21 protein-coding genes are annotated in these 22295 nt (G+C 66.2%); 7 read left to right on the top strand and 14 right to left on the bottom strand.

Annotated features, from left to right (window positions below):
- Window positions 1-3: 3 nt before the first annotated feature.
- The 4 genes from EPK82_RS10415 to EPK82_RS10400 all read left to right on the top strand — a co-directional run bounded on the left by EPK82_RS10415 (window position 4) and on the right by EPK82_RS10400 (window position 4083).
- Entirely contained in the window at window positions 4-966 is a 963-nt protein-coding gene (locus EPK82_RS10415) for an NAD(P)H-dependent flavin oxidoreductase (protein WP_134676515.1), read from the top strand.
- Entirely contained in the window at window positions 963-2225 is a 1263-nt protein-coding gene (locus tag EPK82_RS10410) for an alanine racemase (protein ID WP_134676514.1), read from the top strand. Before EPK82_RS10415 ends, EPK82_RS10410 begins: the two co-directional genes overlap by 4 nt.
- 98 nt (window positions 2226-2323) lie before the next feature.
- On the top strand, window positions 2324-3259 hold the full coding sequence (locus tag EPK82_RS10405; RefSeq protein ID WP_134676513.1) for a DUF805 domain-containing protein: 936 nt from the start codon (window positions 2324-2326) through the stop codon (window positions 3257-3259).
- A gap of 35 nt (window positions 3260-3294) precedes the next feature.
- Complete coding sequence (locus EPK82_RS10400; RefSeq protein WP_134676512.1) at window positions 3295-4083, top strand: SDR family NAD(P)-dependent oxidoreductase; 789 nt, start codon at window positions 3295-3297, stop codon at window positions 4081-4083.
- A gap of 21 nt (window positions 4084-4104) precedes the next feature.
- On the opposite strand, the gene EPK82_RS10395 is transcribed toward EPK82_RS10400, so the two are convergent.
- Window positions 4105-5586, bottom strand: coding sequence for an AAA family ATPase (locus EPK82_RS10395; protein ID WP_037054968.1), 1482 nt, complete (start codon window positions 5584-5586; stop codon window positions 4105-4107).
- 123 nt (window positions 5587-5709) lie between these two features.
- Between EPK82_RS10395 and EPK82_RS10390 the strand changes: the two genes are divergently transcribed.
- Window positions 5710-6543 (top strand): formylglycine-generating enzyme family protein, encoded by an 834-nt coding sequence (locus tag EPK82_RS10390; RefSeq protein WP_134676511.1) that lies wholly within the window; start codon window positions 5710-5712, stop codon window positions 6541-6543.
- Between the two features lie 64 nt (window positions 6544-6607).
- A complete protein-coding gene (coq7, locus tag EPK82_RS10385; protein ID WP_037054971.1) occupies window positions 6608-7255 on the top strand; it encodes a 2-polyprenyl-3-methyl-6-methoxy-1,4-benzoquinone monooxygenase in 648 nt (215 codons plus the stop codon).
- A 49-nt stretch (window positions 7256-7304) separates the two neighbouring features.
- Here coq7 and EPK82_RS10380 read toward each other — a convergent pair whose 3' ends face one another.
- Window positions 7305-7727: an OsmC family protein gene (locus tag EPK82_RS10380; protein WP_024309680.1), complete on the bottom strand. Its 423-nt coding sequence runs from the start codon at window positions 7725-7727 to the stop codon at window positions 7305-7307.
- A gap of 235 nt (window positions 7728-7962) precedes the next feature.
- On the opposite strand from EPK82_RS10380, the gene crp reads away from it, so the two are divergent.
- Window positions 7963-8607 (top strand): cAMP-activated global transcriptional regulator CRP, encoded by a 645-nt coding sequence (gene crp, locus EPK82_RS10375; RefSeq protein ID WP_037054974.1) that lies wholly within the window; start codon window positions 7963-7965, stop codon window positions 8605-8607.
- Window positions 8608-8658: 51 nt separating this feature from the next.
- Here crp and trpC read toward each other — a convergent pair whose 3' ends face one another.
- The 12 genes from trpC to EPK82_RS10310 form a co-directional block, all read right to left on the bottom strand.
- Window positions 8659-9498, bottom strand: a complete 840-nt coding sequence (gene trpC / locus EPK82_RS10370; protein ID WP_134676510.1) for an indole-3-glycerol phosphate synthase TrpC — start codon at window positions 9496-9498, stop codon at window positions 8659-8661.
- A complete protein-coding gene (gene trpD, locus EPK82_RS10365; RefSeq protein WP_037054977.1) occupies window positions 9495-10541 on the bottom strand; it encodes an anthranilate phosphoribosyltransferase in 1047 nt (348 codons plus the stop codon). Before trpD ends, trpC begins: the two co-directional genes overlap by 4 nt.
- The gene (locus EPK82_RS10360; RefSeq protein WP_134676509.1) at window positions 10538-11134 is read right to left on the bottom strand and encodes an aminodeoxychorismate/anthranilate synthase component II; all 597 of its coding nucleotides are present in this window, start codon (window positions 11132-11134) and stop codon (window positions 10538-10540) included. Before EPK82_RS10360 ends, trpD begins: the two co-directional genes overlap by 4 nt.
- Before the next feature lie 13 nt (window positions 11135-11147).
- A complete protein-coding gene (gene trpE / locus EPK82_RS10355; RefSeq protein ID WP_134676508.1) occupies window positions 11148-12638 on the bottom strand; it encodes an anthranilate synthase component I in 1491 nt (496 codons plus the stop codon).
- 350 nt (window positions 12639-12988) lie between these two features.
- On the bottom strand, window positions 12989-13669 hold the full coding sequence (locus tag EPK82_RS10345; RefSeq protein ID WP_037054983.1) for a phosphoglycolate phosphatase: 681 nt from the start codon (window positions 13667-13669) through the stop codon (window positions 12989-12991).
- On the bottom strand, window positions 13666-14340 hold the full coding sequence (rpe, locus tag EPK82_RS10340; RefSeq protein ID WP_004373490.1) for a ribulose-phosphate 3-epimerase: 675 nt from the start codon (window positions 14338-14340) through the stop codon (window positions 13666-13668). Before rpe ends, EPK82_RS10345 begins: the two co-directional genes overlap by 4 nt.
- A gap of 193 nt (window positions 14341-14533) precedes the next feature.
- Window positions 14534-15988 carry an NADP-dependent succinate-semialdehyde dehydrogenase gene (gabD, locus tag EPK82_RS10335; RefSeq protein ID WP_134676507.1) on the bottom strand — a complete coding sequence of 485 codons (1455 nt, stop codon included), beginning with the start codon at window positions 15986-15988 and terminating at the stop codon, window positions 14534-14536.
- A gap of 55 nt (window positions 15989-16043) precedes the next feature.
- Window positions 16044-17423, bottom strand: coding sequence for a hypothetical protein (locus tag EPK82_RS10330; protein WP_134676506.1), 1380 nt, complete (start codon window positions 17421-17423; stop codon window positions 16044-16046).
- A gap of 79 nt (window positions 17424-17502) precedes the next feature.
- Window positions 17503-18651: an iron-containing alcohol dehydrogenase gene (locus EPK82_RS10325; RefSeq protein WP_047589104.1), complete on the bottom strand. Its 1149-nt coding sequence runs from the start codon at window positions 18649-18651 to the stop codon at window positions 17503-17505.
- A gap of 177 nt (window positions 18652-18828) precedes the next feature.
- Entirely contained in the window at window positions 18829-20199 is a 1371-nt protein-coding gene (locus EPK82_RS10320; RefSeq protein WP_134676505.1) for a sigma-54 interaction domain-containing protein, read from the bottom strand.
- Window positions 20200-20256: 57 nt separating this feature from the next.
- A complete protein-coding gene (locus EPK82_RS10315) occupies window positions 20257-21300 on the bottom strand; it encodes an ABC transporter substrate-binding protein (protein WP_134676504.1) in 1044 nt (347 codons plus the stop codon).
- A gap of 106 nt (window positions 21301-21406) precedes the next feature.
- Complete coding sequence (locus EPK82_RS10310; RefSeq protein ID WP_037054990.1) at window positions 21407-22234, bottom strand: ABC transporter permease; 828 nt, start codon at window positions 22232-22234, stop codon at window positions 21407-21409.
- Between the last annotated feature and the right edge of the window lie 61 nt (window positions 22235-22295).

Raw genomic sequence — 22295 nt, 5'->3', positions numbered from 1 at the left:
GCCATGTCTCTGCCTACTCTGCTCGAGCAACGCCTGCGTCTGCCCCTGGTAGCCGCTCCGATGTTTCTGGTATCCAACCCGGCACTGGTCAGCGCCTGCTGCAACAGCGGCATCGTCGGCAGCTTCCCGGCGCTCAACCAGCGTGAAAGCAGCGGCTTCGCCGCCTGGCTCGACGAGATTAGCGCCAGCCTGCAGCCCGACGCCGCGCCCTTCGCCGTCAACCTGATCGTGCACCAGAGCAACCCGCGACTGCAGGCCGACCTGGCCATCTGCGTCGAGCGCCGCGTACCGATCGTCATCACCAGCCTGGGCGCGGTGAAGGAAGTGGTCGACGCCGTGCATGGCTATGGCGGCCTGGTATTCCATGACGTGACCACCCGACGCCACGCCGAGAAGGCCGCAGAGGCCGGTGTCGACGGGCTGATCGCGGTGGCTGCGGGCGCTGGTGGCCATGCGGGCACCTGGAGCCCCTTCGCGCTGCTGGCCGAGATCCGTCAGTTCTTCGACAAGACCGTGCTGCTGTCCGGCTGCCTCAACCACGGCCATGAGATTCTTGCCGCCCAGTTGCTGGGGGCGGACCTGGCCTACATGGGCACACGCTTCATCGCCACCACCCAGAACGACGCCCCCGCCGCCTACCGGGACATGATCCTCGGCGCCCGCGCCGCCGACATCATCCACACGCCCGCCGTCTCCGGCGTGCCGGCCAGCTTCATGCGCCAGAGCCTGGAACAGGCGGGTTACGACCTGAATCAGCTGCAGAACAAGGCCAGCATCAACTACGGCGAGAAACTCAAGCCGATGGATGACGAGGCCAAGGCGTGGAAAACCGTATGGTCGGCCGGCCAGGGGGTTGGCACCATCGATGACCTGCCATCGGTACAGGAGCTGGTGGCACGACTCGACGGCGAGTACCGCGCGGCAGTCGCCCGCAGCCAGCAACTGGGGCAACGCTGGCCACGATGAAACGCCGTCACCTGCTCGGCCTGGGAGCGCTGGGCCTGCTCGGCGGCTGGGCACTGCGCCCGCATGACCGGGGGCAGGTGCATGACGCCTATTTCGCCGCGCTCAATCGGCAGCTGCAGCAGGATGGCGATGGCCTGCCCACCCTGTTGCTCGACCTCGACCGGCTGGACGCCAATGCCGACCTACTCGCCGCGCGCCTGCCGGAGCGCCTCGCGTTGCGCCTGGTGACCAAGTCGCTGGCCAGCAGTGGCCTGCTGGAGTACCTGGCCAAGCGCCTGCAGACCCAGCGTTTCATGGTCTTTCAGCAACCTCAGCTGAATCGTCTGGCCAGGAGTTTCCCCCAGGCCGACCTGCTGCTGGGCAAGCCGCTGCCCGTCGAGGCGGCCCTGAACTTCCATCGCCAGTTGCCGCAGCATCTGGCTTTCGACGCGGCGCGCCAGGTGACCTGGCTGATCGACAGCGAACAGCGCCTGGTGCAGTACGCCGAGCTGGCCAAGGCGCTGAAGCAGCCGTTGCGCATCGCGCTGGAAATCGATGTCGGTCTGCAGCGTGGCGGCTTCGCCAGCCCACAGGCACTGAACCAGGCCGTGCAGCAACTCACCCGCTACCCGCAGCTGCAGTGCCGCGGCCTGATGGGCTACGACGCCCATGTCGCCCACAGCCCGCCCTGGGTGCGCCAGCAGCAAGCCTTCGCTGACAGCGATGCACGCTATCGCGGGTTCATCGACAGCGTACGCTCGCTCGACAAACTGTGGCCGGCGCTGCCCCTGCTCAACGGCGGCGGCAGCCTGACCTACCCCCTGCACAGCCAGCAGGCCAGTGTGCTCAATGAAGTCGCCGTCGGCTCCGCCCTGCTCAAGCCTGCGGACTTCGATACCGCGCTGCTACAGGCGCACCAGCCGGCCTTGTGGATCGCTGCGCCGGTACTCAAGGCGGTTGACGGCGCCCTGCCCTACCTGCAGCCGCTGCAGCCGGCGATCAGCGCCTGGAACCCGAACCGGCAGCGCGCCTACTACCTGTACGGTGGCCGCTGGCCAGCGCAACCCGTTTCGCCACAAGGCCTCGACTACGACCCCCTGTATGGCCGCAGCGCCAACCAGGAACGCCTGATCGGCAGCGCAGGCACGCAACTGCACAGCGGGGACTGGGTGTTCCTGCGCCCCGCCGTCAGCGAGGGCCTGCTGGCCGACTTCAGCAAAATACGTCTACTGCGCCGCGGCCAGCTGGTGGGCCGCTGGAGCACAATAGGCAACGCCTGAACATTGCCCATCGCTCGCAGCTCAGGCCGCTTGTATATTGGCCTCGCGTCGCTCTAGGCTTAGCCCACTTCTACCTTCCAGCAGACAAGGAAGCTCGCATGAACCAACCGCGCTACAAGATAGTGTTCGATGGCCAACTGATGCCGGAGACCACACTGGAAACGGTCAAGGACAATCTGGCCCGCCTGTTCAAGAGCGATGCGGCCCGTATCGACAGCCTGTTCAGCGGCAGCCCGGTGGCACTCAAGCGCGACCTCGAGGAGCACGAGGCGAACCAGTACCTCAATGCCCTGCAGAAGGCCGGCGCCAACGTGCGCAAGGAACTGGATCAGAGCGCCAGCCTGAGCCTGGTTCCGACCGAGGAACACACCGAGCCCGCACCGACGGATACCAATCGCATGAACTGCCCCAAGTGCGGGCATGAACAGGCCAAGGCCAGCGAATGCTCCGCCTGCGGCATCATCATCGAGAAGTACCTCGCTCGCCAGGCCCAGCTGGCCGAAGCCGCCCCGGCGCAGGTCGCGGACGCCACTGGCGCCTCCCCTTACGCACCGCCGCAGGCCAATGTCGCGGAGGCACTGCCCGAGTATTCCGAACTCAAGGTATTCAGCGTCAACGGCCGTATCGGCCGCGTGCGCTACCTCGGCTGGACCATGGCCATGCTGCTCTGCTCCCTGCCGCTGATGGCGCTGTTCGCGGGCGCATCGGCCGTTTCCGGCACCCTTGGCGGGCTGCTGCTGGGTATCGCGGTCATTGCCATGATCGTGATCAGCGTGTTCATCGGCGTGCAGCGCCTGCATGACATGGGCTGGTCGGGCTGGCTCTGGCTGCTCAACTTCGTTCCCGTCGTCGGCAGCGTGTTTGCCCTGCTCATGCTGATCATTCCGGGTACTCAGGGCGTCAACCGCTACGGTCCGCCGCCACCGCCCAACAGCACCGGGGTCAAGGTCCTGGCCTGGCTGTTCCTGCTGGTACCGATCGCGGGCATCGTCGCGGCCATCGCCCTGCCTGCCTACCAGGGCTACCTCGGCTAGTGCCGGCCTACAGACGGGATCGTTGACGCCCCATCATGCGCAGCTATGCATTGGTTACCGGCGCATCCAGCGGCATCGGCCTGGCTATGGCCGAAGCCCTGGCGCGTCGTGGGCGCAACCTGATCCTGGTGGCGCGCCGGCGTGAAGCTCTGGAAAGCATCGCCTGCGAGCTGGCACAGCGCTTCGGCGTCGAGGTGCTGTTCCGGCTCTGCGACCTGAGCGAGCCCCTGCAGCTGTCCGGGCTGCTGATCGAACTGGAACAGGGCCAGTGGCACATCGACCTGCTGGTGAACAACGCCGGCCTGGGCTGTGCCGGCCCGTTCCTCGAACAGGACTGGAGCCGCGAGCAGGAGCAGCTGGAAGTCAACGTCCTGGCCTTGACCCGCCTCTGCCATGCCCTCGGTCAGCGCATGGCCGCGCAGGGCGGCGGACAGATTCTCAACGTGGCATCGGTCGCGGCGTTCCAGCCAGGCCCATGGATGAGCAGCTACTACGCCAGCAAGGCCTATGTCCTGCACTTTTCCGAAGGCCTGCGCGAGGAGTTGCGCGCGCGTGGCGTCCGGGTTTCCGTCCTCTGCCCTGGGCCGACGCACAGTGCATTCTTCCGCTCGGCGCGGATGGACGTCAGCCGCCTAGCCGGCAGCAGGCTGATGATGAGCGCCGAGGAAGTGGCGCTGCTCACCGTGCGCGCCCTGCAGAAGGACCGCGCCCTGATCCTTCCCGGCTGGCGCAACCGCCTGCTGGCCATGAGCCCGCGCCTGGCGCCGCGCTGGCTGGTGCGCAAGATCAGCGCACGCCTGACCCGCCCCTTCACTGGCACCTGAGCCGTACGCGGCGCCCCGCCGTCAGCCCGCGTTGACCGTTCTGCCGTCCGCCCAGTCACGCAGCGCCGCCAGCCGCTCAGCCATCACCACCGACAGCGGCGCCGTGCCCTGCAGCACACGCACCACCAGCGCCTGGTCGACCGACTGCTGCTGTGCCTGACCGGCGTACAGCGCACTGACCACCGCCTGCTCGATCTCCGCACCGGAGTAGCCCTCGCTGGCCGCCGCCAGTTGTGCCAGGTCGAAGCCGGCAGGATCCAGCTCGCGGCGCTGCAGGTGAATGCGGAAGATCTCGGCGCGGACCTCGGCGCTCGGCAGGTCGACGAAAAACAGCTCGTCGAAACGCCCCTTGCGCACCAGCTCGGGCGGCAGGCGGTCGATGGCGTTGGCCGTGGCCACGACGAACACCGGCGCCTTGCGCTCGGACATCCAGGTCAGCAGGGTGCCGAGCACCCGCTGACTGACCCCGCCGTCATGGTCACCACTGGCCAGGCCCTTCTCCACCTCGTCCATCCACAGCACGCAGGGGGCCATCTGTTCAGCCAGGCGCAGCGCCTCACGCAGGTTGCGCTCGGTCTCGCCGAAGAACTTGTTGTACAGGCAGGCGAAGTCCAGGCGCAGCAACGGCAGCCCCCAGAGGCCGGCCACCGCCTTGGCCGCGAGGCTCTTGCCGCCACCCTGCACGCCGACCAGCATCACCCCCTTGGGCGCGTCGAGCTGCTTGCCCTCGAGGAAACCGGCCTGCCGCTCCGCCAGCCAGCGCTTGAGGTTGACCAGGCCACCGACTTCCGCGAAGCGTGCGGTGTCGTACTCGAAGCTGAGCACGCCTTCCAGATCGAGCAGCTGGAACTTGGTCTTGTTCAGCTCGGGGATATCTTCCTGAGTGATCGCCCCGTCATCGCAGATCACGTTGCGCGCCAGCGCACGCGCCTCGGCATGGCTGAGGCCGCGCAGATTCTTGACCACCTGCTGCAGCGTGCGATTGTCGGTACGTACCCGCGCCCCGCGGTTCCCTTCGCTCCAGCGCGTCGCCTCGTCACGCACGATGCCGAGCAGTTCGTCCTCGGACGGCAGCGCCAGGCTGAAGCGCGCGGCATAACGCTGCACCTCGGCCGGCAGCTTGAGCGCGTGCGACACCAGTACCAGCGTCGGCTTGTGCGCCCCCTCGCTCATGGCGATCTCCTTGAGCAGGCGCACCAGGCGAGGGTTGTCATCGAGGAATGGGTGCAGATCGCACATCACGTACAGGTTGGGCTGCGGATCGACCTTGATCAGGCGCAACGCGGCATCCGGCTCCAGTGTGGGCGACTCGTCCACCGCCGCGCCACCGAAGCCGAGACGCTGCAGGCCTTCGGTCACCGACCAGGTGTGCAAGCCCAGGCCGCGCTTGATCGCCAGCCCAGTCAGGGTTTCCAGAACGCGCAGCTCGTCCCAGGACTCGATGACGATCAGCTTGACCTTCGAGTCCAGCACCAGCCCCAGATCGTGAATATCGTTCTTCAACACCTGCTCCTTGTGAGGTTGGGTCTGCCCGGCGAGCAAGGTTAACATCCGCGATTTGGCAGAATCGGGAGCTCGCCGCATGGACCGTCTAAACACGCAGATCGTCGCCGCAGGCAACCTGCCATGCAAGTGCTGATCGCACGCGCTGTGACACGGCAGCTGTCGCTCGGCTTCGCCGGCCTGGCGCTACTGGCCCTGCCGGCGGTCGCCAGCGAGTCGATCAGCGACGCGCTCGCCAGCGGCGGCACGGGCCCCGAACTGGTGGTCATCCCCGCCGGGCAGTTCCAGCTGGGCGATGGCAGCGGCCGGGGCAACGACAACGAGCGCCCGCCACGCACGGTGACCTTCGCCGCGCCCTTCGCCATCGGCCGCTACGAGGTCACCTTCGCCGACTGGCAGCGCTATGCCGAAGCCGCCAACCTGCCCATGCCCGACAACGAGGGCTGGGGCCTCTCCGCACGGCGCCCGGTGATCCACGTGTCCTGGCGCGACGCCCATGCCTATACGCAATGGCTGTCGCGCCAGAGCGGCGCCCGCTACCGCCTGCCGACCGAGGCGGAATGGGAATATGCCGCGCGCGGCGGCAGCCCGAGCTACTACTGGTGGGGCGATGACCTGGACAGCAGCGAGCAGGCGCCGCGTGCCCACTGCCGCGGCTGCGCGACATCACGCCTGTTGCGCAACAAGACCGCCGCCGTGGGCCAGTTCCCCGCCAACGGCTTCGGCCTGAGCGACACGGCGGGCAATGTCTGGGAATGGACCGCATCGCGCTTCACCCAGCGCTTCGACGGCAGCGAAACGCAGAGTGCCAGCCTGCTCGACGACAGCCCGCGTGTGGTGCGCGGCGGTGCCTGGAACAGCGGCCCGAGCTACCTGCGCAGCAGCATGCGCGACCTCAAGCAGCCGCACCACCGCGACTATGCCCTGGGCTTTCGCGTCCTGCGCGAGTTGCCCTGACCCCGGACGCCCCGGCCACTTTTTTGCAGTAGACTAGGCGCGTTGTTCCTTCTGGAGGTGCCCCATGGCCAGCGAACGCCAGTATTCCCCCGTCGATCGCCTGCTGCTGCAGGCCGATGCCGCCCTGCGCACCCTGCTGCCCTTCAGCGGCGCATCGGCTCGCCCCTCACCCGCCGTGGTGCAGAACGAGGCGGAGCTGAGCAGCGAGGAGTCGCGCCACGTCGCCGGCCTGATGCGCATCAACCACACCGGCGAAGTCTGCGCCCAGGCGCTGTATCAGGGACAGTCGCTGACGGCCAAGCTGCCGGAGGTGCGCAGCGCCATGGAGCATGCGGCCGATGAGGAAATCGACCACCTGGCCTGGTGCGAGCAGCGTATCCGCGAGCTGGGTAGCCACCCGAGCGTGCTCAACCCGCTGTTCTACGGGCTGTCCTTCGGCGTGGGCGCCGTTGCCGGCCTGGTCAGCGACCGGGTCAGCCTGGGCTTCGTCGCCGCCACCGAGGATCAGGTCTGCAAGCACCTGGACGAACACCTGGAGCAGATTCCCGAACATGACGCCAAGTCGCGCGCCATTCTCGAGCAGATGCGCATCGACGAGCAGCAGCACGCCAACAGCGCGCTCGCAGCCGGCGGTGTACGCTTCCCGGCGCCGGTCAAGTTCGGCATGACCCTGCTATCGAAGGTCATGACCAAGAGCACCTACCGCATCTGAATGAACGAGGGCGCCCATGGGCGCCCTCGTCGTATCACGCGAACCCCGCTCAGCCCAACTCGACGATTTCGTAGTCGTGGCTGATGTCGACACCGGCACGGCCCAGCATGATCGAAGCCGAGCAGTATTTCTCCGCCGACAGCTCCACGGCACGCTTGACCTGAGCCTCTTTCAAGCCACGCCCCTTGACCACGAAGTGCAGGTGAATCTTGGTGAACACCTTGGGCTCCTCGCCTGCGCGCTCGGCATCGAGGAACACCTCGCAGCTCTCCACCGGCTGGCGCCCCTTGCGCAGGATGCTGACGACATCGAAGTTGCTGCAGCCACCCAGGCCGATCAGCAGCATCTCCATCGGACGGATGCCCAGGTTGCGACCTCCGGCCTCGGGCGGGCCGTCCATGACCACGGCATGGCCACTACCGGATTCCCCGAGAAACAGGGCTTCGCCGGCCCACTGCACGCGCGCTTTCATCTATCCAGGCTCCGTTGCTTTGCAAAGGCACGCAGGTTAGCACAGCCCCGCGACATCCTGATGCAGGCGCCAAGCGTCAAAGTTCCACTAGGCTGTGTTAGGCAGGTCACAAAAAACACCCTTCATTTTGTGCGTCTGTTAAGCTGGCGCCGGAATGCTGGCACACTTGGCCGGATAACTAATAAGAAATTGCCTGTTGGATAAAGGCCTACTTTTCTATATTCGGGACTCGGGCATGGTCGCTATAACCCTTACACCAAAAATCAAACATCTCGACAAGTTGCTTGCGCACTGTCATCGCCGTCGCTACACCGCGAAAAGCACCATCATCTACGCTGGTGATCGCTGCGAAACCCTGTTCTTCATCGTCAAAGGCTCGGTCACCATCCTCATCGAGGACGACGACGGCCGCGAGATGATCATCGCCTACCTCAATGCCGGCGACTTCTTCGGTGAAATGGGCCTGTTCGAGAAAGAAGGCACGGAGAAGGAGCGCAGTGCCTGGGTACGCGCCAAGACCGAATGCGAGGTCGCGGAAATCAGCTACACCAAGTTCCGCGAACTGACCCAGCAAGACCCGGACATTCTCTTCGCCCTTGGCAGCCAGATGGCCGAGCGCCTGCGCAACACCACGCGCAAGGTTGGCGACCTGGCCTTCCTCGACGTGACCGGCCGTGTCGCGCGCACCCTGCTCGACCTGTGCAAGCAGCCGGACGCCATGACCCACCCGGACGGCATGCAGATCAAGATCACCCGCCAGGAAATCGGCCGCATCGTCGGCTGCTCCCGCGAGATGGTCGGTCGCGTGCTCAAGTCCCTGGAAGAACAGGGGCTGGTGCACGTCAAGGGCAAGACCATGGTGGTGTTCGGCACTCGCTGAGGCGCCACGCAATGAAAAAAGCCGGCTCTGAGCCGGCTTTTTTCATGCGTCCTAGTCGGGATCCTTGCCGATCACCGTGGCCCGTCCGCGCTCGGGAAAGAACAGGCGCTGCAGCTCCACGCCCGGCTCCTGCGCGCGCATGAAGGCTTCGCCGACCAGGAAGGCGTACACCTCGCTGATCTCCATCAGCTCGACATCGGCCCGATTGAGGATGCCGCTCTCGGTCACCACCAGGCGATCCCGGGGGATGCGCGGCAGCAGGTCGAGCGTGGTTTCCAGGCTGACCTCGAAGGTGTGCAGGTTGCGGTTGTTGATACCGACCAGGGGCGTATCGAGGGTGCTCAGGGCGCGCTCGAGTTCGTCGCCATCATGCACTTCCACCAGCACATCGAGACCGACGTCCTTGGCCACCGAGGCCAGTTCGGCCATGCGCACGTCATCCAGGCAGGAAACGATCAGCAGTACGCAGTCGGCGCCCAGGGCGCGGGCTTCGACGATCTGATAGGGGTCGACCATGAAGTCCTTGCGGATCACCGGCAGCGTGCAGGCCGCACGGGCCTGCTGCAGGTACTGGTCGGCCCCCAGGAAGAAGTCGATATCGGTCAGCACCGACAGGCAGGTGGCGCCGCCGGCCTCGTAGCTGCGGGCGATGTCGGCCGGGATGAAGTCCTCGCGCAGGATGCCCTTGCTCGGCGATGCCTTCTTCACCTCGGCGATCACTGCCGGCTGCTTGCGCGCAGCCTGCTCCAGCAGTGCACGGGCGAAACCGCGCGGTGCGTCGGCGCTGCGGGCCGCAACCTCGAGCTCGGCGAGGCTGACCTGCGCGCGGCGCGCCGCCACTTCCTCGAACTTACGGGCAACGATCTTCTCCAGTACGGTTGGTACGCTCACCCTTCGTTCTCCTGTCTGAATACCGCGGTAAAGGACACCAGCTCCTCCAGCTTCTCGCGCGCCAGCCCGGTGTGCAGGGCGTCATGCGCGAGCTGCATGCCTTCGTTCAGGGTGCTGGCATGGTCGGCGGCGTACAGCGCCGCGCCGGCATTGAGGACGATCATGTCGGCCGCCTTCTGTCCGTTCTCGGTCTTGCGTCGGCCCAGCGCGTCGCGAATCAGCTCCAGCGACTGCTCGGCGTTGTCGACGGTCAGACCGATCAGGCTCTGGCTCTTGATGCCGAAATCCTCCGGCTGGATGCGGTACTCGCTGACCGCCCCATCCTTCAGCTCGGCGACGAAGGTCGGTGCGGCCAGGCTGATCTCGTCCAGGCCGTCCTGCGCATGCACCACCAGTACGTGCTGGCTGCCCAGACGTTGCAGCACTTCGGCCATCGGCCGGCACAGCGCCTGGCTGAACACGCCGATCACCTGATGCCGGGCGCCCGCCGGGTTGGTCATCGGGCCGAGCATGTTGAAGATGGTCCGCAGCCCCAGTTCGCGGCGGGGACCGATGGCGTGCTTCATCGCCCCGTGATGGGCAGGGGCGAACATGAAGCCGACCCCGACGCTTTCCACGCAACGCGCCACCTGTTCGGGCTTGAGTCCCAGGTAGACCCCGGCGGCCTCGAGCAGATCGGCACTGCCGCTCTTGCCGGACACCGCGCGGTTGCCATGCTTGGCCACCTTGCCACCGGCAGCCGCGACGACGAATGCCGCAGCGGTGGAGACGTTGAACACGTTCATGCCGTCGCCGCCGGTGCCGCAGGTATCGACCATGCGCTCGGCGTCGATCACCACCGGGGAGGCCAGCTCACGCATCACACTAGCAGCACCGACGATCTCGTCGATGGTCTCGCTCTTCATGCGCATGCCCATGAGGAAGGCGCCGATCTGGGCGTCGGTGCACTGGCCGGTCATGATCTCACGCATCACCGCCTGCATTTCCTCGGTGGTCAGATCGAGCTGGGCGACGATCCGGTTGAGGGCTTCCTTGATATTCATGCGCGCACGCCTCCGGTCTGCTTGAGGAAGTTGGCGAACAGTTCGTGGCCCTGCTCGGTCAGGATGGACTCGGGGTGGAACTGCACCCCTTCAATGTTCAGGGTCTTGTGGCGCAGGCCCATGATCTCGTCGACCGAGCCGTCGTCGTGCTGGGTCCAGGCGGTGATTTCCAGGCAGTCAGGCAAGGTCTCGCGCTTGACCACCAGGGAATGATAGCGGGTCACGGTGAGCGGTTTGTTGAGGCCGGCGAACACCCCCTTGTCCTCGTGGAACACCGGGCTGGTCTTGCCGTGCATCACCTGGCGCGCACGCACCACGTCGCCGCCATAGGCCTGGCCGATGCTCTGGTGGCCCAGGCACACGCCCAGGATCGGCAGCTTGCCGGCGAAATGCAGGATGGCCTCGATGGACACCCCCGCTTCGCTGGGCGTGCACGGCCCCGGCGAGACTACGATGCGCTCGGGCTTGAGCGCCTCGATCTCGGCCACGCTGAGTTCGTCGTTGCGAACCACATGCACGTCGGCGCCCAGTTCACCCAGGTACTGCACGACGTTGTAGGTAAAGGAGTCGTAGTTGTCGATCATCAAAAGCATGGTGCGGCGCCTCTTATTCCTGTGCCTGGGGAGCGGTCTGTTCAGCCAGCGCAACGGCGCGGAACATCGCGCGGCGCTTGTTCAGGGTTTCTTCCCACTCCAGGGCAGGCACCGAATCGGCGACGATACCGGCGCCTGCCTGTACATGCAGCTCGCCATCCTTGATCACCGCGGTGCGGATGGCGATGGCAGTGTCCATGTTGCCGTTCCAGGCGTAGTAACCGACCGCACCGCCGTAGACGCCGCGCTTGACCGGCTCCAGCTCGTCGATGATTTCCATGGCGCGGATCTTCGGCGCCCCGGACAGGGTGCCCGCCGGCAGGATCGCGCGCAGCGCATCCATCGCCGACAGCTCGGGCTTGAGCTGGCCGGTGACGTTGGAGACGATGTGCATGACGTTGGAATAACGTTCGATGACCATCTTCTCGGTGAGCTTGACCGAGCCGATCTGCGACACGCGGCCGGTATCGTTGCGGCCCAGGTCAATCAGCATCAGGTGCTCGGCGACCTCCTTGGCATCGCCGAGCAGGTCCTGCTCCAGCGCCAGGTCGGCCTCTTCGGTGGCACCACGCGGCCGGGTACCGGCGATCGGGCGCACGGTGACCAGGCCATCCTCGACCCGCACCAGCACTTCCGGCGAGCTGCCGACCACGTGGAAGTCGCCGAAATTGAAGAAGTACATGTACGGCGTCGGGTTGATGCAACGCAGCGCGCGATACAGATCGATGGGCGCGGCCTGGAAGCCGATGGTCATGCGCTGGGAGATCACCACCTGCATGCAGTCGCCGGCCAGGATGTATTCCTTGATCGCACTGACCGCCGATTCGTAGTCACCCTTGCTGTAGCTGGAGCGGAACACCGGCTCCTCGCCCAGTGGCGCAGCGAGGTCCACGCCGAGGCGCGGGGTGATCGGCTGACGCAGCTTGTGCAGTATCTCGCGCAGGCGCGCATGGCCCTGCTCGAAGGCATCCGCCTCATCGGGGTCGGCCAGGACGATGGCGTGCATCTTGCCCGCCAGGTTGTCGAACACCACCACGGCGTCGGACACCATCAGCAGGATATCCGGCGTACCCAGCGGGTCCGGATTCGGGCAGCTGGCCAGCTTCTGCTCGACATAGCGCACGCTGTCGTAGCCGAAGTAGCCCACCAGGCCACCGTTGAAACGCGGCATGCCGGCGATGGTCGGCACCTTGTAGCGCGCCTTGAACTGCTCGACGAACGCCAACGGGTCGGCACTCTGCTGACGCTCGACCTCGACGCCATCGGTGCTCACCACGACGTCATGGTCGTGCACGCGCAACACGGTGCGCGCCGGCAGGCCGATGATCGAATAACGCCCCCACTTCTCGCCGCCCTGCACCGATTCGAGCAGGTAGGAGTTCGGCGCGTCGGCCAGCTTCAGGTAGATGGACAGGGGCGTGTCGAAATCCACCAGGGTTTCGCAGGCCAGGGGAATGCGGTTGTAGCCTTCGCCGGCTAAACGCAGGAATTCTTCATGGGTCATGATCAGCCTCATGGCTCGGGGAAAACGGTCGGGTGCAAACGGGCCGCGCGCAGCGGCAGGAAAAAATCAGGCGCGCCAGCGCCAGCGGGCCAGAGCCTTGATGACTTTCATCCAGAGTTTGCAGCTAACCACCACGGTGCGATCTCGACAGGCGGGGGAATAAGGAGAGCGGCCAAGGTAGCAGCTACACACTACAGGCTGCAAGCCGGGCAAGGCGATAGCGTTGCAGGAGCGGATACCTCCACGGAATCAGCGATGAATCCGCGCCTGCGCCAGCCGAACAGCCGCCTCACCCGCCACGGGCCACCCGCCCACCGGCAAGCTCACCGCAGAGGATCGATGCGGCGCCCCTACAGCAGTTCGGCGAGGCTATCCACGACCAGGCTCGGCTGTTCCTCGTCGATGGGGCGCCCATGGTTGTAGCCGTAGCTCACCGCCACGCACGGCACGCTGGCAGCACGCGCGGCCAGCACGTCGCTGCGCGAATCCCCGACGAACAACGACTGCCCGGCGTCGACACCCGCCAGGTGCATCACCTGCAGCAGCGCGGCCGGGTCGGGCTTCTGCTGCGGCAGGGTGTCGCCGCCGATGATCCAGCGGAAGTACCCCCCCAGACCGACCTGCTCCAGCAGCGGTGCAACGAAGCGCTCCGGCTTGTTGGTCACCACCGCCAGCTCCACGGCAGCCGTGCTCAGGGCCTCGAGCAGCTCGTGCACGCCGGGATAGAGCGCCGTCAGCGCATGGCAATCGGCGTAGATCTCGAGAAAGCGCGCCAGCGCCTCTTCCGTCGCGGCCTCGGTCACCGCCGCATGCTCCAGGCCATCGGCCAGGGCGCGTCGCACCAGCACCCGGGCACCGTTGCCGACCCAGTCACGAACCTTCTCGATACCCGCCGGGGCACGTCCCTGCTCGACCAGCATGCGGTCGACGGCAGCAGCCAGGTCCGGCACCGAGTCGATCAAGGTGCCGTCCAGGTCGAACATCACCAGCCGCGGCAGCTCGCCGCCGCACAGCTCGCGCAGCGGTTTCATCCACGCACCTGGGCCAGCTCGGCACGCATGGCATCGATCACGGCCTTGTAGTCCGGCTGGTTGAAGATCGCCGAGCCGGCGACGAAGGTATCGGCACCCGCCTCGGCGATTTCGCGAATGTTCTGCACGTTGACGCCGCCGTCGATCTCCAGGCGGATCTCACGACCGCTGGCGTCGATCAGCGCGCGCGCCTCGCGCAGCTTGTCGAGGGTGCCGGGGATGAACTTCTGCCCGCCGAAGCCCGGGTTGACGCTCATCAGCAGGATCATGTCGACCTTGTCCATCACGTACTTGAGCACGTCCAGCGGCGTGGCCGGGTTGAACACCAGGCCGGCCTTGGCGCCACCGGACTTGATCAGTTGCAGCGAGCGGTCGATGTGCTCGCTGGCTTCCGGGTGGAAGGTGATGTACGAGGCGCCGGCCTCGATGAAGTCACCGATGATGCGATCCACCGGCTTGACCATCAGGTGGGCGTCGATCGGCGCAGTGATGCCGTACTTGCGCAGCGCCGAGCAGACCATCGGGCCGATGGTCAGGTTGGGTACGTAGTGATTGTCCATGACATCGAAGTGGACGATGTCCGCCCCGGCGGCGAGCACGTTATCCACTTCCTCGCCCAGGCGGGCGAAGTCGGCGGACAGGATCGACGGGGCGATGGCGAAGGGTTGCATGGCGCACCTCTGAGTGCTTGATCACGGTGGCGGGCATTGTAGCGGCTCGAGCCTCATCTGGCAGCGCCGCCCGAGGACGGCGCTGCCAGATAGTCACAAGCACTGCACGCCGGGAGGCGCTTCAGCGGCGAGCGCTGGACGTTCGGGCCGGTAGCCGCCGCGGCCGAAGCCCCTCCCACATGCACGCCCCAACTCAGATACCGCCGAGGCAGAGGTATTTGATTTCCAGGTACTCATCCAGCCCGTACCTGGAGCCTTCGCGGCCCAGCCCGGAGGCCTTCATGCCACCGAACGGCGCCACCTCGTTGGAGATCAGCCCGGTGTTGATGCCGACCATGCCGTACTCCAGCGCCTCGCCCACGCGGAAGGCGCGGCCCAGATCGCGGGTATAGAAGTAGCCGGCCAGGCCGAACTCGGTGTCGTTGGCCTGGCGCACCACCTCGGCTTCGTCGCTGAAGCGGAACAGCGGCGCCAGCGGACCGAAGGTTTCCTCGCGGGCCACGCGCATCTGCGGCGTCACGTCGACCAGCACAGTCGGCTCGAAGAAGTTGCCACCCAGCGCCTTGCCGCCCTGCACCACCCTGGCGCCCTTCTCCAGCGCATCCGCCAGGTGGCTCTGCACCTTGGCCACGGCGTTGCCATCGATCAGCGGCCCGGTGGTCACCCCCGCCTCGACGCCCTGTCCGACCTTGAGCCTGGCCACCGCCGCCGCCAGCTTCTCGGCGAAGGCGTCGTACACGGCTTCCTGCACGTAGATGCGGTTGGCACAGACGCAGGTCTGCCCGGCATTGCGGTACTTGGCGACCATGGCCCCCTCGACCGCCGCATCCAGGTCGGCATCGTCGAAGACGATGAACGGCGCGTTGCCCCCCAGTTCCAGCGACAGCTTCTTCAGCGTCGGCGCGCATTGCTCCATCAGCTTGATGCCGACGCCGGTCGAGCCGGTGAACGACAGCTTGCGCACGACCGGGTTGGCGCACAGCTCGCCACCGACCTCGCGGGAGCGCTCGGCATCGGCCGGCAGCACGCTGAACAGGCCCGCCGGGATACCCGCGCGCTCGGCCAGCACGGCCAGGGCCAGGGCACTGAAGGGGGTCTGCGGCGCCGGCTTGAGCACCATGGCGCAACCGGCGGCCAGTGCCGGCCCGGCCTTGCGGGTGATCATCGCCGCCGGGAAGTTCCAGGGGGTGATCGCCGCCGCCACGCCGACCGGCTCCTTGGTCACGATCAGGCGCTTGTCCGGCTGATGGCCGGGGATGGTGTCGCCATAGACACGCTTGGCCTCCTCGGCGAACCATTCGATGAAGGACGCGGCATACAACACCTCGCCCCGCGCCTCGCTCAGCGGCTTGCCCTGCTCGGCGGTCATGATCTGCGCCAGGTCTTCCTGGTTGGCCAGCATCAGCTCGTACCAGGCGCGCAAACGCGCCGCGCGCTCCTTGGCGGTCAGTGCGCGCCAGGCCACCTGCGCGACCTGCGCCGCGTCGATGGCGCGACGGGTCTCGGCCGCGCCCATGTTGGGCACACGGCCCAGCGACGCGCCGCTGGCGGGATTGAAGATTTCCGTGGTCGCGCCCTCGTCGGCATCGCACCACTGGCCATTGACGTAGGCCTGGTGACGCAGCAAATCAGCATCGATCAGTTTCATGCATGGCTCCTGCAGCCGGAGGCGCACGGCCTCCGGCAGGTCGGTTAGGAAGGAATCACTCGGCCGGTGGCAGATCCTTGGTGAAGGTCTGGTCGTTTTCGCCACGGAACATCCGCGCGCCATAGATCAGCGCGCAGAGGCCGACGCCGATGGCGAAGGCCCAGCCGGCGCCCTTGATCGCCAGCACCGCGCCGATCACCCCGGCGATCCCCAGGTCACGCTGGCTGCGGGCCTCCATGATGCCCAGGCGTACGCTGACGTAGCCCTGGATCAGCAGGGTCAGCGCCAGCGCCACACCGAGAATCGGCTGCAACAGGGTCACCACCGGCAGCAGCAGCAAGCCGGTGTTGGTGCCCCAGCGGAACCAGCCGACGCCCCCGTAGATGGATTTCATCGCCTTGGCGCCGCCCTTGAAGCGCTCGGTGATCACCACCTGCATCGCCGACCACTGCGGGCCGCACATGGCCACGTCCGGACCGAGGATACTCATGAAGGCGTTGCGCCCGCCGAAGATCAGGTGCGAGCGGTCGGGGTTGAAATCGACCTTCTCGTCACGGCGCACATGGTCGGCCTCGGAGAGGATCGCCCTGGCCCCCAGCACGTCGCCGAACACCACCAGGTAGGCAGCCAGCACGGTGGGGATGGCAGTGACGAACATCATCAGCGGCGGCATGCCGAGGCCGAACACGGTGTATTCGCGCCACAGGGTGGCGAAGTCCGGCTGGCTGATGCCCCACTCGATCTTCGGCCACGGCGCTTCGCCGAAGATCGGCGCCACGAACACCGCCAGCAGGATGATCGGGAAGATGCCCAGCTTGGCGAAGTTCCACCAGAAGCGGCTGCGCTTCTTCAACTCCTGGAAGTGCATGGAGAACACCAGGTAGAAGGCGATGCCCACCGCGATGGAGATGGTCCAGGGGAAGCTGTCGAAGCGGCCGCCTTCCTTGAACACCGTGACCACCGCACTCAGGCCGGCGCCCATGATGATGCCGGCCTTGAGCGCCGAGGGCACCAGCGACACCACCTTGCGCGCCATGCCCGTCATCCCCAGGCCGATGGAGAAAACCCCCAGCATCAACTGGAAGGCGATCAACGCGTGAACCCGCTCCGGCCCCTCCGGGAACTGGCTGCAATAGGCCATCAGCAGGGGAATCGCCGGGGTGATCCAGCCTGGCACCACCGGATCGCCGAGCAGGTGGTGCACGAGATAGAGCAAGCCATTGAGCATGACCACCGCCAGCGCGACCTCGAACGGCATGCCGAGGAATTCGGTCATCAGCGGGATCGCCGCCAGGTCCACCGCACACATGAGCAGGCCCTGCATGTAGTCGGAGGCTTCGAAGCGGTAATGAATGAACGGCAGACGCACCTTGAATGGCCCCAGCGGCCAGTAAGGAGCTTCCGCGCCCAGTTCGGATTGATGCAGTTCGGACATGTGAGTCACCCAGCCTTATTAGAGTTGTAGTCAGCCGGCCCCAGCAGGCTGGGGCCTTTCAGCGGTTGTCGCGCAGCGCTCAGTAGGCGGCGCGGTAGATCTGCTCGATGTCGCCGGCAGTCAGGCGACGCGGGTTGTTGCGCATCAGGCGGTCGATCCGGCTGGCCTCTTCGGCCATGGCCGGGATGGCGTCTTCGGGCACACCGAAGCTGCGCATGCCCTTGGGAATGTCGACGCTGGCGCACAGCTCGGCCATGGCCTCGACCGCCAGATCGGCGGCCGCCTTGTCGCTCAGGCCGTGGGTCTGCACGCCCAGGGCGGTGGCGATTTCCGCCATGCGTTCGACGCAGGCCAGCTTGTTCCAGGCCATCACATAAGGCAGCAGCAAGGCATTGCTGACCCCGTGGGCGATGTTGAAACGCCCGCCCAGCGGATAGGCCAGGGCGTGCACCGCACCGACCCCCGCATTGCCGAAGGCCATGCCGGCCATCAGGCTGGCGGTGGCCATGTCCTCGCGCGCGGCCAGGTCGGCGGGGTTGGCGTAGGCCTTGGGCAGGGCCCTGGCGATCAGCTTGATGGCGCCAATGGCCAGCGCGTCGGTGATCGGCGAGGCATTGACCGACAGGTACGACTCCACCGCATGCACCAGTGCGTCGACACCGCTGGCCGCGGTGACGCCACGTGGGCAGGTCAGGGTCATCACCGGGCTGACCAGCGCCACATCGGGCAGCAGGTAGTCGCTGACGATGCCCTTCTTCAGTTGCGCCTGCTTGTCGGACAGGATCGACACATTGGTCACTTCCGAGCCGGTGCCGGCGGTGGTCGGGATGGCGATCAGCGGCGGGCCCTTGCGCTTGACCTGGTCGACGCCGAACAGCTCTTCCAGCGCGCCGTCATGGCCCACATAGCCGGCCACGGCCTTGGCGATATCGATGGCGCTGCCACCGCCCACGCCGATCAGGCCGTCGTGACCACCCTCGCGATAGGCCTTGGCACAGGCCTCGACGATGGCGATCTCCGGCTCCGGTTCGACACCATCGAAGATGCCGTAGGCCATTTCTCCCAGTTGCCCGAGGACGTGCTCGACCGTACCGGACTTGATCAGGATGGTGTCGGTGACGATCAGCGGATTGCTGATCTTCAGGCGGGGCAGTTCGCTCGCCAGCTGTTCGACGGCGCCCTGGCCGGTCAGCAGCTTATTGGCGATCTTGAATGCAGCAATACTCATCAGCAGGCCCTTTATGCGTTGTTGTGCGAAACGGGGTCGGGCGCTGCAATAGCGATTCCTGTGCCACTTCGCGCAAAGCACCGCCGCAGAGGGCTTGCGTCGATTTGCCACAGTGTTTTTCAAGGCAGCATTGATCGGAAAACCAATCAAAAAGCCGCCTTACGATCCATTTTCCAATCAGCCCTGTTCCCAGCGCTTCATCTTCTGCACCAGGGTCGCCTGGCTCAGGCCCAGCACCCTGGCAGCCTCTCGCGTGGTCTTGTGCTGCACCAGCGCCTGGCGGATCAGGCGGCGCTCCAGCTGCTCGACCTGCTTGCGCAGCGGCAGCAGGTGCTCATCGTCACGCGCGCCACGGGCGGCACGCATCTCCTCGGGCAGGTCGAACAGCTCCACGCTCCCGGCGCTGCAGGTGACCACCAGGCGTTCGACCAGGTTGATCAGCTCGCGAATGTTGCCGGGCCAGTCGTAGTCGGTGAGCGCATCGAGGGCCTCCAGCCCCCAGCTCAGCTCGCGGCCGTAGCGCTGGTTGAACTCGGCTAGGTAGAAATCCAGCAGCGGCTGGATCTCCTCGCGCCGCTCACGCAGCGCCGGCACGTGAATCGGCACCACGTTGAGGCGGTAATAGAGGTCGGCGCGAAAACGCCCTTCGCTGACCATCGCGCGTAGGTCGTGGTGCGTGGCGGTGACGATGCGCACGTCCACCTCCTTGAGTTCCAGCCCGCCGACCGGAATGAAGCGGCTCTCCTCGATCACCTTGAGCAGCTTCACCTGCAGCGCCAGCGGCAGGTCGCCGATTTCGTCGAGGAACACCGTGCCCTGGTGCGCCAGCTCCAGCAGGCCGCGCTTGCCCTTGCTGCCAGCACCGGTGAAGGCCCCGGAGACGTAGCCGAACAGTTCGGCCTCGATCAGGTTCTCGGGAAGCGCGCCACAGTTGAGCGCCAGAAACGGCTGTGCCGCCCGCGGGCTGCTCTTGTGGATGTACTGCGCGATGAGCGTCTTGCCCACACCGGTTTCGCCCTGCAGCAGCACCTTCACGTCGCTGGCGGCGACCTGACGGGCCAGGGCAAAGACCCTGCCCGAGGCGGGCAGGTTGGCCACGGGCGAAGTGTCGAGCAGGTCATCGCGCTGGCCGGCATGCAGCCTGGCGGTGCTGCTGCGCAGCTTGCGCAGTTGCTGCAGCTCGTCGCGCTCGTGCTTCATGCGCAGCAGTTCGGTCATGTCACGCACGGTGCTGACCACATAACGCACGCGCCCGTCCTCGGCGAAGATCGGCGTACCGCTGACCAGCAGGCGCTTGCCCTGGCTGACGCTCTGCATCAGCGACAGCGCCTTGCCCTCCTTGAGCACGCGCAGGGAAACCGATTGCGAGATCACCCCCTGCTCCACCAGCGCCTGCATGTGCTGGCCGACCACGTCCTCGCTGCGCAGTCCGGTCAGGCGTTCGTAGGCGCTGTTGACCTTGAGGGTAATGCCGTCGGCATCGGTGATGTAGACACCGTCATGCAGGGCATCGAGCAGTTCGCGAAACCCCGGGGCATCGAAATCCATCAGGCATCCTCGGCTGGCTTAAAGCACGAATTCTATCGCTGCCTGCCGCCGCCTGCCTCAGCGTGACGCCCACTGCTCGAAGCGCGCTTCCAGGTCGGCACCGTGTTCGATCCAGAATTCCACCCCCATCGGCAGTGCCTGCTCGAGGTTCTGCGGCGCGGTCGGCAGCCTGGCCAGGCGCTGCGCGTCGAGCCCGGCCTGGGCGTCCTGGCGGATCGGCCCGTAGGGAATCTGCTCGGAGAAGGCACGCTGGGCGTCGGCCTGGCTGGCGAAGCGGATGAACGCCTGCGCCTGTGGCGTGTTGAAGCTGCCCTTGGGAATCGCCCAGTAATCGAAGTCATAGACGCTGCCGGCCCAGATCAGCTGCAGCGGATCACCCTGATCCTGCGCCGTGGCGATACGTCCGCTGTAGGCCGCACTCATCGCCACGGAACCATCGCGCAGGCGCCGCACCGGCTCCTCCCCGGCTTCCCACCAGTGGATATCGGCCTTGATCTGCTCGAGCTTGGCGAAGGCCTGGCGCACACCGGCCTCGCTGGCCAGGCGCGCATAGATCTGCTGCGCCGGCACGCCATCGGCCAGCAGGGCGAATTCGAGGTTGTACTTGGCCCCCTTGCGCAGGCCGCGTTTGCCCGGGAATTTCTGCACGTCCCAGAAATCGGCCCAGCCGGTCGGTGCCTGGCCGAAGCGTTTGCTGTCGTAGGCCAGCGCCATGGACCAGACGAAGATGCCCACACCGCAGGGCCGTATCGCCCCCGGCAAATAGCTGGAGGTATCGCCCAGCGCGCTGGCATCGATCGGCTGGAACAGCCCTTCCTCGCAGCCCCGCACCAGCTCGGGCGCCTCGACCTCGATCACATCCCAGCTGACGTGCTGCATCGCCTGCATCTTGCGCAGCTTGCCGAAGTCGCCGTTGTAGGAGCCGCTCACCACCACGACATCGGAGGCTTCGCGGAACGGGCGATAGAAGGCTTCACGCTGGGCATCGCGCACCGAGCCACCGAATGAAACGACCCGCAACTGCGATGCGGCCTGGGCCACATCGATCGAAGCCACGCAGCACAGGGCGAGCGCCCAGGGCCAATTACGTTTCCACAGCATCCTTGATTCTCCCTGTGAACGGCCGGCGCAGCCTCACGGGCCATGCCGGCACGCATTCGCTAATGATGACTCAGGCATGCGGCCCCTTGCGGCCGCACGGGTGAACTCACTCAACTTGCTGGGTGCGCAGGCGCTCGCTGCGACCGCGCAACCACTCCAGGGTCAGCAGGAGCAGCACGGAAAAGCCGATCAGCAAGGTGGCAGCGGCCGCGATGGTCGGCGACAGGTTCTCGCGGATGCCGCTGAACATCTGCCGGGGCAGGGTCGCCTGCTCGGGGCCGGCGAGGAACAGCGTCACCACCACTTCATCGAACGAGGTGGCGAAGGCGAACAGCGCACCGGAGATGACACCAGGCGCGATCAGCGGCAGCGTCACGCGGCGGAAGGTGGTGATCGGCGAGGCACCGAGGCTGGCCGCGGCGCGCACCAGGTTGTGGTTGAACCCCTGCAGGGTCGCCGACACGGTGATGATGACGAAGGGCACGCCAAGCACCGCATGCACCAGGATCAGCGACAGGTAGCTGTTACCCAGGCCCAGGGGCGCGAAGAACAGGTAGCTGGCCACGCCGATGATCACCACCGGGACGATCATCGGGGAGATCAGCAGGCTCATGACCAGCGCCTTGCCGCGAAACTCGCCACGGGTCAGGCCGATGGCCGCCAGGGTGCCGAAGCCCATCGCCAGCATCGTCGCCGCCGGGGCGATGATCAGGCTGTTCTTCAGCGAGCGCATCCAGTCGGCGGACATGAAGAAGTCCTCGTACCAGCGCAGCGAGAACCCCTGCAGCGGGTAGACGAGGAAGGTGCCGGAGTTGAACGACAGCGGCACGATCACCAGCACCGGCAGGATCAGGAACAGCAGCACCAGGCCGCAGAGAATGCGCAGGCCGTAGTACCAGAGGCGCTCGACGGGTGACATGTAGGGGCTGAGCATGGCTGTGACTCCATTTAGCGTTTAGCTCCCCTCTCCCGCTGGCGGGAGAGGGGCTGGTGAA

Source organism: Ectopseudomonas khazarica (assembly GCF_004521985.1).
In the GTDB taxonomy this organism is placed as follows: Bacteria; Pseudomonadota; Gammaproteobacteria; order Pseudomonadales; family Pseudomonadaceae; genus Aquipseudomonas; species Aquipseudomonas khazarica.
Note: the sequence above shows the minus strand (reverse complement) of the source record. Positions and strands in the feature narration are given on the sequence as shown.